Below are 13,192 nucleotides of genomic sequence, written 5' to 3' on the forward strand. Positions count from 1 at the left end.
GCGCGGTCGCCAGGCGACCGCGTCCAACTTTCCGTGGAGGGGAACCCCATGACCACCTCGCGACGGCGCCTGGTGCACCGCTGGCCGGTGCGCCTCACCCACTGGCTCAACGCCCTGGCGATGCCCTGCATGTTCATGAGCGGCTGGGCGATCTACAACGCCTCGCCGCTGTTCTCCTTCACCTTTCCCGCCTGGTCGACCCTCGGCGGCTGGCTGGGTGGCGCCATCGCCTGGCACCTGGCGGTGTTCTGGCTGCTGGCGGTGAACGGCCTGGTCTATCTGCTCTATGGCCTGTTCAGCGGCCACTTCCGGTGCGATTTCCTGCCCCTGTCGCCACGCGCCATCGGCCGGGATTTCATCGCCGCCGCACGTCTGCGGCTTGGCCACCAGCTGGGCACCTACAACGCCGTGCAGCGCCTGCTCTACTGGGGTGTGCTCGCCCTCGGGGTGCTGGTGGTGCTCTCGGGCCTGGCCATCTGGAAACCCGTGCAGTTGCAGGGATTGGCCGTGCTGCTGGGCGGTTTCGACACCGCCCGATACGTGCATTTCTTCGCCATGGCCGGCATCGGCGCCTTCGTCGTCGTGCACCTGGCCCTGGTCATCCTGGTCCCCCGCACCCTGCCGCCGATGATCACCGGCCGTGCGCACGAGGAGGTTGACGATGAGTCGGCGTGAACGGCTGCGCCTGGAACCGGCGCAACAGCGGCAGGTGGAAAATCTGCAACGACGCCTGCTGCTCAAGCAGGGCCTGACGGTGGGCGCCCTGGCCATGCTCAGCGGCTGCAACCTGCAGGACGGCGACAGCGTCGACAAGGTGCTCTGGTCCATGTCGCGCTTCAACGACCGGGTGCAGGCCTGGCTGTTCGGCCGCGAGCGCCTGGCGCCGACCTATGCCGCCAGCCAGATCACCAACCCCTTTCCCTTCAACGCCTTCTACCCCGAATACAACGTTCCGGAAGTGGACCTGAGCGACTATCGCCTGGAGGTCTCCGGCCTGGTCGCCCACAAGCAGGCCTGGACCCTGGAAGACCTGCGCCGCCTGCCGCAGCGCGCCGACATCACCCGCTTCATCTGCATCGAAGGCTGGAGCGCCATCGGCCAGTGGGGCGGGGTGCCGCTGCGCACCTTCCTCGAACGCATCGGTGCCGACACCACGGCCAAGTACGTCGGCTTCAAGTGCGCCGATCGCTACTACTCCAGCATCGACATGGCCTCGGCGCTGCATCCCCAGACCCTGCTGGCGCTGGACTTCGGCCAGGTGGCCCTGCCGCCGGACTACGGCTACCCGCTGCGCCTGCGGGTACCCACCAAGCTCGGCTTCAAGAATCCCAAGCACATCCAGGCGCTGTTCGTGACCAACGACTATCCCGGTGGCTATTGGGAGGACCAGGGCTATAACTGGTTCAGCGGGATCTAGATCCCACTCAACGTCTGCTGCGCGTCGGCCAAACTGCGTTGAAAAGACCCTGGGTCGCCAGCCCGGCCTAGGCGGCCCCGTCGCAATGCTCATTTACCACTCGTAAACCCGAGCGCGGGTCCGATCCGCTTCCTCAGGTCTTTGATTCGCTAGCGCTCACCCTTCGGGCCAGGCTGCGCCTGTTACTCCCGCAGGTCGTTGCGCCTTGTCTGTCTCTAGCTCGCGAGACGTTGAGCGGGATCTAGCCGGCGGAACCCCCGTCGTCGGGGGCAGTCGAGATACCACCCATCCTTTACCCAGGAGTCTCGCCATGTCCGCCCATCCCTCGATCGGTTTCACCGGCTTCGGTGCCATGGCCCAGCGCATGGGCGCCAACCTGCGCGAGGCCGGCTATGCGGTCAGCGCCTATGCCGAGCACCAGCAGGACGGCGAGCGCCACGGCACGCCCATGGAGCCCCTGGCGACCCTCTTGCCCCAGGCGGAGGTGGTAATCGTCTCCCTGCCCAACGACGCCATCCTCGAACAGGTGCTGCTCGGCCCCGACGGCGTCCTCGCCCGGCTGGAGAGCGGTCGTCTGCTGATCAACACCAGCACCAACTCGCCGGCGCTGGCGCTGCGCCTGGAGGCGGCCGGTCGCGCCCGGGGTATCGCCGTGGTCGAGGCCCCGGTGTCCGGCAGCACGCCCGAGGCGGAAAAGGCGCAACTGGTGGTCCTGGCCGGTGGCGAACCCGAGGCGGTGGAGCGCGCCCGTCCCATCCTCGAGACCCTGGGCAAGACCGTGCACCACGTCGGTCCGACCGGACAGGGCGCCGCCATCAAGCTGGCCATCAACGGCCTGATGGGCGCCGGACTCGCCGCCCTGGCCGAGGCGCTGGCCTATGCCACCCGCGCCGGCCTGGATGCCGAGGTGCTGTTCGAGGTGTTCGGCGACCTGGCGGTGCTCTCGCCCCATCACCAGCGCAAGCTGGCGGCGCTGCGCGACGGCGACTTCGCCCCGCAATTCCCGGCGGCGCTGATGCACAAGGACATGGGCCTCCTGCTGGCCGAACTCAACGCCACCTACCAGGGCGCCCCGACCCTGGCCGCCGCGGCGCAGCAACTGGCGCTGGGCGCCGAACTCCATCCGGACGCCGACTACCTGATCACCGCCGACGTCCTGCTGGAGGAAGCCGAAGACGCCGCCACCCGCTGACACCTGACTTTCCCCCTTCCGGGACGACGTCTAGACTGCTCCGGTCCGTCGTCCCGGAATCCCTGCCGCATGACCGCTACCGGCGCCGTCCCTCAGTTCTGGCGCGATCCCGCGCTGCCCTTTCTCGAAGCCCGTTCCATCCAGGACGGCCGCGCGCTCTGCTATGCCCCGCATTCCCACGAGACCTTTTCCATCGGCACCGTGCTGGGTGGGCGCAGTCGCTATCACAACGGTCGGACCCGCGAATTGGTGGGGGCGGGGACCCTGGTGCTGATGAATCCCGGTGACGTCCATGCCTGCAATCCCCAGGGCGAGGCTGCCTGGCGCTATCGCATGCTGCACGTGGATGCCGGCTGGCTGGCCGAGCTGCAGCGTCCGGGGCGCGACGACTTCCAGCCCCTGGCGGCGCAGCTGTCGCGGGACGGCCAGCTCTATGCCGGCCTGGAAGCCCTGCATGCCTGCCTGGTGGATCCCGACACTCTCACCCTGCAGCGCCAGAGCCAGGCGCTGCTGTATTTCGAGGCCGTGCTGGCCCGCCTGGGTCGCACCCCGGCCGCGGCGGTGCCGGTGCGCGAGGATCGCCGGCTGAGGCGCGCCGCCGAATTTCTCGATGCCCATTGCGGCGAAGGAGTCAGCCTGGACCAACTCAGCCAGGTGGCGGATCTCTCGCCCACCCAGCTGATTCGCAGCTTTCGCCGGCGCTTTGGCCTGACGCCCCATGCCTATCTGATCGACCGGCGCATCCGCCTGGCGCGGCAGCGCCTGCGTCAGGGCGAGGGGCTGGCCGAGGTCGCCCTGGCCACCGGTTTCGCCGACCAGGCCCACCTGCAGCGCACCTTCAAGCGCCTGGTGGCGGCCACCCCCGGTCAGTATCGCGCCGCGTCAGCCCTCCCATAGCAGCGAAGCGGCGCACAGCACCAGCAACGCGGCGAGGGCGCGATTGAGCAGGCGCAGGCGACCTGGCGTCAGGGCGCGGCCACGCAGCCATTGACCGGCCACCGCCCAGCAGGCCAGGGAGGCGAAACAGATCACCAGGTAGAGGCCGGCGAACAGCGCCAGGCGGCCGCGATCCTCGCCCACGAACAGCGCCACCCCGGCCGCAGCGGCGAGCCAGGCCTTGGGATTGAGCCACTGCAGCAGGGCGCCGTCGCGAAAGCCCGGGCAGGCCGCCACTGCGCCGCTGCCCAGGTCCCCCGAGGCCCGTGTCAGTTTCCAGGCCAGGTACAGCAGGAAGAGGGCGCCCGCCACGCGCAGGATCCAGAGCAGTGCCGGCCAGGCGGCCAGCACCTCGTGCAGGCCGAGGCCGACCGCCAGCAGCAGGACGACGAAGCCCAGGGTGGCCCCGGCGACATGCCACAGGGCCGGTCGCCAGCCGTGGGTGAGGCCGGTGTTGAAGCCCACCAGATTGACCGGGCCGGGAGAGAGGGACGCCACCAGGGCAAAGGCGGCCATGGACAGGATCAGGGTCATCGCGAGGTCTCGACAGTTGTGGAGACCTGAACCTAGCGGGGATGCCCTCTGGAGGTATTGAAGAAAATGACCCTTGCAGCCCGACGAAAGGCGGGAATTCGCGGCGTTTCGCTAACGTCCATTACAGCGAGCCCAGCGCTCCCCCGGTGGTTTCAACGTCGCTGTCGGCCACCGGGGCTTTCTTTTCTCTCGTCCGGGTACGCTAGGGCGCGATGGGCAGGGTGAAGCGGAAGGTACTGCCTTCGCCCAGGGCGCTGGTGACGCTCAGCTCGCCGCCATGGGCTTCGACGATGCCCTTGGCGATATACAACCCCAGCCCATGACCGGTAGGGTTGTCTTCCTGGACATGCCAGAACCGCTCGAACACCCGCGCCTGCTGCGCCTGGTTCATGCCGCGACCGTTGTCCGTCACGCTGATCTCCGCCAGGTTGCCGACCTGCCGCATGCTGAGCTGTACCAGACCGCCCGGCGCGGTGAACTTGATGGCATTGCCCAGCAGATTCATCAGTACCTGGAAGATGCGTTCGGCTTCCACCAGGACCTGGAGCTCCGGATCGGCCGCGTATTCCAGACTGATGTTCTTGATCTCCGCCAGCGGGCGCGACAGCAGGATGGGCTGCGCGCAGACGTCGGCCAGGCGCGCGGGCTTCAGATCCAGCGCCAGGCGATCCGATTCGATCTTGGACAGGTCCAGCAGGTCGCTGATCAGGGCATTCATGCGATTGGCCGCGGTCTCTATCACCTCGAGCGAACCGGGCAGGCGATCATCGCCCGGGGCCAGCTTTTCCAGCTGGCGCTGCAGCATTCCGACCTTCATCAGGATGATGGTGATGGGGCTGCGCAGGTCATGGGAGACCGCCGCCACGATCTCGTCGCGTAGACGCACCGCCTGCCGCTCGCGTTCGACCTGGCGTGCCAGATCCAGCTCGATGGCCGAGCGGCGCAGGTCCTTGGCGGCGAACAGATCGGCCTGGCGCCAGCGTTCGGAACGCAGCCGTACCAGCTCCTTCCAGGCATCGAAGGAACGCCGCGGATGCGGATAGTTGAGCCCTGGACCCGGCATGGGCACCGTGGCTTCCAGCTTGGCCGGGTTACCGCTCCAGACCACCGTGGTAACGATCTCGGGGCGGAACCAGAGCACCAGGTTGCGCACCGGCTTGGGCAACGTCAGGGCCAGCACGCCACTGGCGCTGGCGCTGTAACGGCGGGCGTCGGGCAATTCGTCGGCCAGGCAGCGAGTCGCATAGATGCCCGAAGTGTCCATCTCGGCCGTGACCCAGGCGGCGAGGACGCGAATGTCCTCCGCGCCGGGGCACTCTCCCAGGGTGCAGAGCTCGTCCTCCACCAACACCGCGACCCCGGTGGCATCCACCAGCTCCAGGAGGTCGGTGGGTCTTTCGCAGAGTCCGCTGAGCACCTCGCCACGGCTGTCGCACATGCCCTGGATCAGGGCTGCCAACTGCGCCTCGCGGGCGTCGATCTCACGCTGCACCTGGCGATTCTCCAGAGCGCGGATCATCAGCGATACCAGCACCCCGACCGAGCGGCAGGCCATCCGCGTGCGATAGGGCAGATACAGGGGTTCGCGGTGGCCACAGCTGATCAGTCCCCAGAGCTTGTCGTCGCTGATCAGCGACACGCTCATGGAGGCGCGCAGACCCTGGTTGCGCACGTACTGGCAGTGGATGGGCGATACGCTCCGCAGCACCGCATGGGTCAGATCGATGGGGTCGCGCTCGGTGCCATGGAGAAAGGCCGGTACCAGCGGGATCGCCTCGTACTGGGCGTCGGGAATATTGCGGATCCAGTTCTCGTGATAGAGCGCCCGGGCCTGGGCGGGGATATCGCTCGCCGGAAAGTGCATGCCCAGGTAGCTGTCGATGTCGTCGACCCGATCCTCGGCCACCACCTGGCCATCGCCGCCATCATCGAAGCGATAGACCACCACCCGATCGAAGCCGGTCAGGGCGCGCACCTCGCGCACAGCGCCTTCGCACAGCTCGGGCAGGGTACGGGCCTGTTGCAGGCGGGCCAGGGCACGGGCCAGCCCGGCGGGTTCGACACCGCCATGGTCGTCCGGCTCGAATTCCAGGAACACCAGGCCATGATTGCGATGCAGGATCACGTCCATGTCGCGGACCGGACGCGTCCAGCTCAGCGGATTGGCCTCCTCCAGATGCTCCAGGGTCAGCGCCTGCCGCACCTGTTCGTACAGTTCGAGGGGCAGCACCTGCTGCAGCGGTCGATCCAGCAACTCGACCTGGGGCTTGCTGAACAGCTCGGGGAGGTTGCGGCTGGCATGCTTGATCAGCCCTTCCGCCTCATCGAACGCGATAAGGTAGCCGTGTGCCTGGATGGCGCCTGGAATGCGGATCGGCTCGCTTTCGCAGCTTTGCAGGGACTGACCGGAGGGTGCAGCAATCATGCGACTGTCTCAGATGAACTCTTGAATAGGACCGCAACGAGGCGGACCTGTTAAAGCTTTAGCACCGAATGGCTGTGAATGTGATGCCGTTCACGCACTGCCAGCAGTCACCGCACCATTTTCGCATTGGCATTATCTGATAACCATTATCGCGATCATTTTTTGCCGAAGGGTTCATCTTTGGCGGCGGATCCCGCGACTGGTCTCGCGGGCTGACGGCGGTATCATGGCGCTTTGTCCAGAGTTCAGTCATGGCCCGCTTCCGCCCCTTGCCCATCATCGACCGCAGCCGGGATGACCTGTTCATGCGCGAAGCCCTGGCCCTGGCGGAACAGGGCGCCGCCCAGGGCGAGGTGCCGGTCGGCGCCGTGGTGGTGCTCGACGGCGAGGTCATCGGCCGCGGCTTCAATCGCCCCATCGGTGCCCACGATCCCAGCGCCCATGCCGAGATGCAGGCGATTCGCGACGCCGCCGCGCGGCTGGCCAACTACCGGCTGCCTGGCGCGACGCTCTATGTGACGCTCGAACCCTGCAGCATGTGCGCCGGCCTCATCGTCCACAGTCGCATCCAGCGCCTGGTCTATGGCGCCAGCGAGCCGCGCGCCGGCATGGCCCAGAGCCGCGGGCGCTTCTTCGAGCAGGACTTCCTCAACCACCGGGTGCTGGTGGAGGGTGGGGTGCTGGCCGAGGCCTGTGGTCAGGTGCTGACCGACTTCTTCCGCGCGCGGCGCAATCCCGCGGCCGGCGAAGGCTAGGCCGCCAGTTCGCGCATCCGCGTGAGCACGGCATTCAGGCCGTTGCTGCGCGATTGCGACAACTGCCGTTCCAGGCCGAGTTCGCCCAGCCAGCCGTGAATGTCGAGGCGGCCCAGCTCTTCGCGGGTCAGGCCATTGGCGCGCACCAGCACCACGGCGAGCAAGCCCTTGAGCACCCGGGATTCGCTGCTGGCACGAAAGAAATGACGCTCGCCCTGGGCTTCATGGGTCAGGCGTACCCGGCTCTCGCAGCCCTGTACCAGGTCTTCGTCACGCTCCTCGAGCACCGCCGGCAGGCGCTCGGCCCACTGCAGCAGCAGTCGCGAGCGCGCCTCCCAGCCCTTGGCGATGACAAAGGCGCGGCGGGCTTCCGCCGCATCGGGAAGCAGATTCATCGCAAGAGCTCCAGGGCGTTGTCCAGGGCGGTGAAAAAGCGCTGCAGGTCCTCGGCATCGTTGTACAGGCCCAGGGAAATCCGCAGCGCACCGGGGGTCTGCAGGGTCTGGAACAGCGGCATGGCGCAGTGCTGACCGGCGCGCACCGCGATGCCCTGTTCGCCCAGCAGATGGGAGAGATCGCCGACGTCCACGCCCGCGACCTGGAAGCTGGCCAGGGCGATCTGGGGTTCACCCAGCACCCGCACGCCGTCGCGGGCAGCCAGCCCGGCCAGCAGCTTCAGGCTCAGGGCCTGCTCGTGACCGCGGATCAGCGTCTCGTCCTGGCCCTGCAGCCAGTCGACCGCCGCGCCCAGGGCGATGGCCGCGCCTATGGGCGGCGTCCCCGCCTCGAAGCCCATGGGCGCGGCGTGGAAGCGGGCGTCGGTGAAGGTGGTGTGCTGCACCATCTCGCCGCCGAATTGCCAGGGCTTGAGCTGCGCCAGGCACTCGGCCTTGCCCCAGAGCACGCCGATGGCCTCCGGGGCATAGAGCTTGTGGCCGGAGAACACATAGAAATCGGCGTCGAAGTCGGCCGGGCGATGCCGCCCATGGACCGCGCCCTGGGCGCCATCCACCACCAGCCAGGCCGGCGAGCGTGCCCGGATCAGGGCCGCGAGTTCCGCCAGCGGCTGCCAGGTGCCGAGCACGTTGGACAGTTGGCTGACCGCGACCACGCGGGTGCGCGGCCCCAGCAACCGCTCGGCGGCTGCCAGATCCAGATGACCGCTCGGAGTCAGCGGGATGACCCTGAGTTCGAGGCCGCGACGCCGGGCCAGCTGCTGCCAGGGCAGCAGGTTGGCGTGGTGCTCCAAGGCACTGATGAGAATCTCGTCCCCGGCTGCGAAGGCGTCTTCCAGGCCATAGGCCAGCAGATTGAGCGCCTCGGTCGCGCCGCGGGTCAGCACCACCTCGGGCGGCGCGGCAGCGCCCAGCCAGGCGGCGATCCGCCCCCGGGCGCCTTCGTAGGCGGCGGTGGCGCGCTCGGCAGCCCAGTGCTGGGCCCGGTGCACATTGGCCGCACCCAGGCTGTAGCTGGCCAGCAGGGCATCCAGCACTACCTGGGGCTTCTGCGCCGTGGCGGCGCTGTCGAGGTAGGTGATGCCGTCGGCGGCGAAGGCGGTGAAAGCCGGGAATTCGGCTCTCCAGGGGGAGGGTAGCGACATGGCGACAGCTCCGGGGTAGCCCGCGCGAGGCGGGCTGCCCGGTTGTGGACTCAGTTGTGCGCGTGCAGCGCTTCGTTGAGTTCGATGGCGGTCTTGTTGGTCTTGCACTCGACCGCGCCGGTTTCCGAATTGCGGCGCAGCAGCAGGTCGCTCTGACCGGCCAGCTCGCGCGCCTTGACTACCCGTACCAGCTGGTTCTGGTCATCCAGCACGGCGACCTTGGTGCCCGCGGTCACATAGAGACCGGATTCCACGGTGCAGCGATCGCCCAGCGGGATGCCAATGCCGGCGTTGGCGCCGATCAGGCAGCCTTCGCCGACGCTGATGATGATGTTGCCGCCGCCAGACAGGGTGCCCATGGTGGAGCAGCCGCCGCCCAGGTCCGAGCCCTTGCCGACGAAGACGCCCGCGGAAACGCGGCCTTCGATCATGCCGGGGCCGGCGGTACCGGCGTTGAAGTTGACAAAGCCTTCGTGCATCACGGTGGTGCCTTCACCCACATAGGCACCCAGGCGCACGCGGGCGGTATCGGCGATGCGCACGCCGGCCGGCACCACGTAGTCGGTCATCTTGGGGAATTTGTCCACCGAGAAGACTTCCAGCAGCTTGCCGCGCAGACGGGCTTCCAGCTGCTCGGCCGGCAGCTCGGCCAGGTCGATGGCGCCCTGGTTGGTCCAGGCCACGTTGGGCAGCAGGGCGAAGATGCCGCTGAGGTTCAGGCCGTGGGGTTTGACCAGGCGATGGGACAGCAGGTGCAGCTTCAGGTAGGCCTCGGGGGTGGAGGCGGGCGCGGCGTCTTCGGCCAGCAGGGTGGCCACCAGCGGCTTGGTGCTTTCCGCCAGGCGGGTCAGCAGCGCCGATTGCACGGCATCGATGCCCTTGAGGGCTTCGGCCAGGCCGCGGGCCTGGGCCGGGGCGAAGGCGATGGCCTGGTTGCCGCCCTGGTAGTCCAGCAGCGGCGCGACCGCCTCGACCAGCGCCGCCGGGGGATTCAGCAGGGGCTGTGCATAGAAGACTTCCAGCCAGGCGTCCTGGCGATTCTGGGTGCCGACACCGAAGGCGATACTGAAGAGGGCATTCGACATGAGACTGTTCCTTTGCAGAGGCACCGATCCGGTCGGTGCGAGATGTTCGGTAGTAGGGGCGGTGGCCGCGGGATCAGTTCAGGGCCGCGGCATAGAGCTCGGGCTTGAAGCCCAGCAGGGTACGGTCGCCGAGATCGAGCACGGGTCGCTTGATCATCGAAGGCTGCGCCAGCATCAGGTCGATGGCCCTGGCGGTGTCGAGGTCGGCCTTCTGGGCGTCGTCGAGCTTGCGGAAGGTGGTGCCGGCGCGATTGAGCACCTTGTCCCAGCCATGCTCCGCGCACCAGGCCGCCAGCCGCTCGCGGTCGATGCCGCTCTGCTTGTAGTCATGGAAGTGGTAGGCCTGGCCGTGCTCGTCGAGCCACAGGCGGGCCTTCTTCATGGTGTCACAGGCCTTGATGCCGTAGAGGCTCAGGCCACTGGCCGCTGCGGGCATGGCGTTCTCCTGCGAAAGACTGCAACCGCGGATTATGCCATGACGGGCCGGAAAAGGGCCGGGCGTCGCGCCCTGAGTGCAGAGGGCGGAGGCCGGAAAGCAGAAGGCCGGGGAGTCCCCGGCCTTGGCGATCAACCGCGGCTTTTCACGCCGTAGGTTTCGTCGAGGGTGCCGGGGGTGCCGTCACCCTTGGGCGCGTAGTCCCGCGGCGCTTCGGTCGGGCCGTCGATGCGCTCGCGACTGGAGGGGTAACGCTGCTCGGCGCTGTGCAGCGAGGCCAGCAGGTGCTGACGGGTCAGTTCGTCCTGGGCCAGGCGCTCGGCGCCTTCGGACAGGTGCGACTGCATGTCCTGGTAGGTCTGGGTGAGCTTGCGCACCAGGCCGGCGGTGGTGCTGAAGTGGCTGGTGACCTCGTGCTGGTAGTCGTCGAACTTCTTCTGCAGATCATCCAGCTGGCGCTGCACCCGGCTCGGCGCGGCACCCGGCACCAGGCGTGCCAGCAGAAAACCTATCCCGACCCCGATCAGCAGCGCGACCAGGGGCAACAACCAGGTAGTGAGCGACTGTTCCACGAAACTTCCTCTATGAGCGGCTTTGCTTTACGGTAACGGCAGACCGGCGAGCCTGTACACTGGGTTGCGTCTTCTGCCATTCGCTGGGCGTCATCATACCCCGCACTCAGGCATCGCGCAGGATCGACCCTATCAAAATCAACTCCTTGGATGAGCACTGTTCGTCCGGGATCACGGAGTCAAGCGTGTCAGCCCGTGAACAACCCCTGCTGCTGGAGGGCCCCGCGGGCACTCTGGAGGCGCTGTACCAGAGCCCGGATGCCCCCACCGGCGCGGTATTGCTCTGTCATCCCCATCCGCTCCATGGCGGCGCCATGCAGAACAAGGTGGTCGCCACCCTGCAGCGCATCGCCCGGGATGCCGGCCAGGCCACCCTCAGATTCAATTTTCGCGGCGTTGGTGCCAGCACCGGCGTGCATGCCGGTGGCGAAGGCGAGATCGACGATGCCGCGGCCGCCGTGGCCTGGTTGCGTGAACGCCATCCCGACCTGCCCCTGACCCTCTGCGGCTTCTCCTTCGGCTCCTGCGTCGCCGCCTGCCTCGGCGGGCGCCTGGAAGGCGAGGGCGTGGCGGTGGAACGGCTGTTCATGCTGGCGCCGCCGGTGGAGCGTTTCGCGGTCGACGGCCGCCTGCCCCAGCGGGCGCGCCTCACCGTGATCCAGCCCGAGGCCGACGAGGTGGTGACCCCCGAGCGGGTCTATGCCTGGTCCGCGGCGCTCGAACAGCCGCACGAATTGCTCCGCGTCGCCGACTGCAGCCATTTCTTCCATGGCAAACTCGTCGAACTCAAAGATCTGGTCCTGCCCCGCCTGCAGGCCTGACCCTCGTTAGTCTCTCGGATTTCCAGCGCCTCCATGACCACTCGCATCCTCACTGGCATCACCACCACCGGTACCCCGCACCTGGGCAACTATGCCGGGGCCATCCGTCCCGCCATCCGCGCCAGCCTGGCCGACGATGCCGACTCCTTCTATTTCCTCGCCGACTACCATGCCCTGATCAAGTGCGACGACCCGGCGCGCATCCAGCGTTCGCGCCTGGAGATCGCCGCCACCTGGCTGGCCAGCGGCCTGGATCCGGAGCGGGTGACCTTCTATCGCCAGTCCGACATCCCCGAGATCCCCGAGCTGACCTGGCTGCTCACCTGCGTCGCCGGCAAGGGCCTGCTCAATCGCGCCCATGCCTACAAGGCCGCGGTCGACCGCAACCTGGAGCAGGGCGAGGATCCCGATGCCGGGGTCACCATGGGGCTCTACAGCTATCCGGTGCTGATGGCCGCGGACATCCTGATGTTCAACGCCCTGCGTGTGCCGGTCGGGCGCGACCAGATCCAGCACGTGGAGATGGCCCGCGACATCGGTCAGCGCTTCAACCATCTGTTCGGCAATGGGCGCGACTACTTCGCCCTGCCCGAGGCGGTCATCGAGGAAAGCGTCTCCACCTTGCCCGGCCTCGATGGCCGCAAGATGTCGAAGAGCTACGACAACACCATCCCGCTGTTCGGCAGCGCCAAGCAGCTCAAGGACGCCATCGCCCGCATCGTCACCGACTCGCGCCTGCCCGGCGAGCCCAAGGACCCCGACAGCGCCCACCTCTTCACCCTCTACCAGGCCTTCGCCACCCCCGAGCAGAGCGCGGCCTTCCGCGCGGCCCTGCTGGACGGCCTGGCCTGGGGCGAAGCCAAGGGCCAGCTGTTCGAGCTGCTCGACGCCGAGCTGGGCGAAGCACGCGAGCGCTATGCGGCGCTGATCGCCCGTCCCGATGATCTGGAAGACATCCTGCTGGCCGGTGCCGCCAAGGCCCGCCGCTATGCCACGCCCTTCCTCGGCGAGCTGCGCGAAGCCGTGGGCCTGCGCTCGCTCAAGACCCAGGTCGCCACCGGCGGCGCCAAGAAGAAGGCCAGCAAGACCGCCCGCTTCGTCAGCTTCCGCGAGAGCGACGGCAGCTTCCGCTTCCGCCTGCTCGACGCCGACGGCACCGAACTGGCCCTGTCGATCCCCTTCGCCGAGGCCAAGACCGCCGGCATCACCAGCAAGCAGCTGGTCACCACGCCGGCCAGTGTCGTGGCGGGAGAGGGCAACGGCTTCCAGCTGCTGCTGGCAGATCAGGTGGTGGCCGAGGGCGTCGCCAGCGATTCCCCCGCCGCGCGCGATGCGCTGATCGAGCGGACGCGCACCGCACTCGCGCAATTGGCCGAGGCCTAAAGGGCACCCGCGGTCCCCGGCGTTGTCAACGCCAGG

Annotated in this window: 14 protein-coding genes; 7 read left to right on the forward strand and 7 right to left on the reverse strand. The window is 67.9% G+C overall.

Annotated features, from left to right (window positions below):
• Window positions 1-48 precede the first annotated feature (48 nt).
• The 4 genes from QKY98_RS16275 (at window position 49) to QKY98_RS16290 (ending at window position 3,506) form a co-directional block, all read left to right on the forward strand.
• Window positions 49-675 carry a cytochrome b/b6 domain-containing protein gene (locus QKY98_RS16275; protein ID WP_284671260.1) on the forward strand — a complete coding sequence of 209 codons (627 nt, stop codon included), beginning with the start codon at window positions 49-51 and terminating at the stop codon, window positions 673-675.
• Entirely contained in the window at window positions 662-1,417 is a 756-nt protein-coding gene (locus QKY98_RS16280) for a molybdopterin-dependent oxidoreductase (RefSeq protein ID WP_007160624.1), read from the forward strand. Before QKY98_RS16275 ends, QKY98_RS16280 begins: the two co-directional genes overlap by 14 nt.
• Window positions 1,418-1,727: 310 nt before the next feature.
• On the forward strand, window positions 1,728-2,609 hold the full coding sequence (locus tag QKY98_RS16285) for an NAD(P)-dependent oxidoreductase (protein WP_284671261.1): 882 nt from the start codon (window positions 1,728-1,730) through the stop codon (window positions 2,607-2,609).
• A 69-nt stretch (window positions 2,610-2,678) separates the two neighbouring features.
• Complete coding sequence (locus QKY98_RS16290; protein ID WP_027601548.1) at window positions 2,679-3,506, forward strand: AraC family transcriptional regulator; 828 nt, start codon at window positions 2,679-2,681, stop codon at window positions 3,504-3,506.
• On the opposite strand, the gene QKY98_RS16295 is transcribed toward QKY98_RS16290, so the two are convergent.
• Both QKY98_RS16295 and QKY98_RS16300 read right to left on the reverse strand, forming a co-directional pair.
• The gene (locus QKY98_RS16295; RefSeq protein WP_267400165.1) at window positions 3,492-4,079 is read right to left on the reverse strand and encodes a LysE family translocator; all 588 of its coding nucleotides are present in this window, start codon (window positions 4,077-4,079) and stop codon (window positions 3,492-3,494) included. The genes QKY98_RS16290 and QKY98_RS16295 overlap by 15 nt on opposite strands.
• Window positions 4,080-4,281: 202 nt before the next feature.
• Window positions 4,282-6,504, reverse strand: coding sequence for an ATP-binding protein (locus tag QKY98_RS16300; protein ID WP_267400164.1), 2,223 nt, complete (start codon window positions 6,502-6,504; stop codon window positions 4,282-4,284).
• A gap of 251 nt (window positions 6,505-6,755) precedes the next feature.
• Here QKY98_RS16300 and tadA point away from each other — a divergent pair, with 251 nt between their 5' ends.
• Window positions 6,756-7,259 carry a tRNA adenosine(34) deaminase TadA gene (tadA, locus tag QKY98_RS16305; protein ID WP_144948364.1) on the forward strand — a complete coding sequence of 168 codons (504 nt, stop codon included), beginning with the start codon at window positions 6,756-6,758 and terminating at the stop codon, window positions 7,257-7,259.
• Here tadA and QKY98_RS16310 read toward each other — a convergent pair.
• The 5 genes from QKY98_RS16310 to QKY98_RS16330 form a co-directional block, all read right to left on the reverse strand.
• On the reverse strand, window positions 7,256-7,654 hold the full coding sequence (locus QKY98_RS16310) for a SufE family protein (protein WP_027598263.1): 399 nt from the start codon (window positions 7,652-7,654) through the stop codon (window positions 7,256-7,258). The two genes, tadA and QKY98_RS16310, sit on opposite strands and share 4 nt — an antisense overlap.
• Complete coding sequence (locus QKY98_RS16315; RefSeq protein ID WP_267400162.1) at window positions 7,651-8,859, reverse strand: aminotransferase class V-fold PLP-dependent enzyme; 1,209 nt, start codon at window positions 8,857-8,859, stop codon at window positions 7,651-7,653. Before QKY98_RS16315 ends, QKY98_RS16310 begins: the two co-directional genes overlap by 4 nt.
• A 50-nt stretch (window positions 8,860-8,909) precedes the next feature.
• A complete protein-coding gene (gene dapD / locus QKY98_RS16320) occupies window positions 8,910-9,944 on the reverse strand; it encodes a 2,3,4,5-tetrahydropyridine-2,6-dicarboxylate N-succinyltransferase (RefSeq protein ID WP_007160616.1) in 1,035 nt (344 codons plus the stop codon).
• Window positions 9,945-10,017: 73 nt separating this feature from the next.
• Complete coding sequence (locus QKY98_RS16325) at window positions 10,018-10,380, reverse strand: ArsC family reductase (protein WP_042137937.1); 363 nt, start codon at window positions 10,378-10,380, stop codon at window positions 10,018-10,020.
• A 131-nt stretch (window positions 10,381-10,511) separates the two neighbouring features.
• Window positions 10,512-10,952: a Z-ring associated ZapG family protein gene (locus tag QKY98_RS16330; RefSeq protein WP_007160614.1), complete on the reverse strand. Its 441-nt coding sequence runs from the start codon at window positions 10,950-10,952 to the stop codon at window positions 10,512-10,514.
• Between the two features lie 185 nt (window positions 10,953-11,137).
• Here QKY98_RS16330 and QKY98_RS16335 point away from each other — a divergent pair, with 185 nt between their 5' ends.
• Both QKY98_RS16335 and QKY98_RS16340 read left to right on the forward strand, forming a co-directional pair.
• Entirely contained in the window at window positions 11,138-11,773 is a 636-nt protein-coding gene (locus QKY98_RS16335) for an alpha/beta hydrolase (RefSeq protein ID WP_027598261.1), read from the forward strand.
• 33 nt (window positions 11,774-11,806) lie between these two features.
• A complete protein-coding gene (locus tag QKY98_RS16340; RefSeq protein ID WP_007160612.1) occupies window positions 11,807-13,156 on the forward strand; it encodes a tryptophan--tRNA ligase in 1,350 nt (449 codons plus the stop codon).
• The last annotated feature ends 36 nt before the right edge of the window (window positions 13,157-13,192 follow it).

Origin of the sequence: Pseudomonas sp. HR1 (assembly GCF_030175875.1) — a bacterium.
Classification (GTDB): domain Bacteria; phylum Pseudomonadota; class Gammaproteobacteria; order Pseudomonadales; family Pseudomonadaceae; genus Chryseomonas; species Chryseomonas oryzihabitans.

Excerpts from the sequence above, each read along its gene's own strand:
- tadA (WP_144948364.1), top strand. The coding sequence starts at position 6,756 with ATGGCCCGCTTCCGCCCCTTGCCCATCATCGACCGCAGCCGGGATGAC.
- QKY98_RS16300 (WP_267400164.1), bottom strand. The coding sequence starts at position 6,504 with ATGATTGCTGCACCCTCCGGTCAGTCCCTGCAAAGCTGCGAAAGCGAG.
- QKY98_RS16290 (WP_027601548.1), top strand. The coding sequence starts at position 2,679 with ATGACCGCTACCGGCGCCGTCCCTCAGTTCTGGCGCGATCCCGCGCTG.
- QKY98_RS16295 (WP_267400165.1), bottom strand. The coding sequence starts at position 4,079 with ATGACCCTGATCCTGTCCATGGCCGCCTTTGCCCTGGTGGCGTCCCTC.
- dapD (WP_007160616.1), bottom strand. The coding sequence starts at position 9,944 with ATGTCGAATGCCCTCTTCAGTATCGCCTTCGGTGTCGGCACCCAGAAT.
- QKY98_RS16275 (WP_284671260.1), top strand. The coding sequence starts at position 49 with ATGACCACCTCGCGACGGCGCCTGGTGCACCGCTGGCCGGTGCGCCTC.
- QKY98_RS16310 (WP_027598263.1), bottom strand. The coding sequence starts at position 7,654 with ATGAATCTGCTTCCCGATGCGGCGGAAGCCCGCCGCGCCTTTGTCATC.
- QKY98_RS16340 (WP_007160612.1), top strand. The coding sequence starts at position 11,807 with ATGACCACTCGCATCCTCACTGGCATCACCACCACCGGTACCCCGCAC.
- QKY98_RS16285 (WP_284671261.1), top strand. The coding sequence starts at position 1,728 with ATGTCCGCCCATCCCTCGATCGGTTTCACCGGCTTCGGTGCCATGGCC.
- QKY98_RS16280 (WP_007160624.1), top strand. The coding sequence starts at position 662 with ATGAGTCGGCGTGAACGGCTGCGCCTGGAACCGGCGCAACAGCGGCAG.
- QKY98_RS16315 (WP_267400162.1), bottom strand. The coding sequence starts at position 8,859 with ATGTCGCTACCCTCCCCCTGGAGAGCCGAATTCCCGGCTTTCACCGCC.
- QKY98_RS16325 (WP_042137937.1), bottom strand. The coding sequence starts at position 10,380 with ATGCCCGCAGCGGCCAGTGGCCTGAGCCTCTACGGCATCAAGGCCTGT.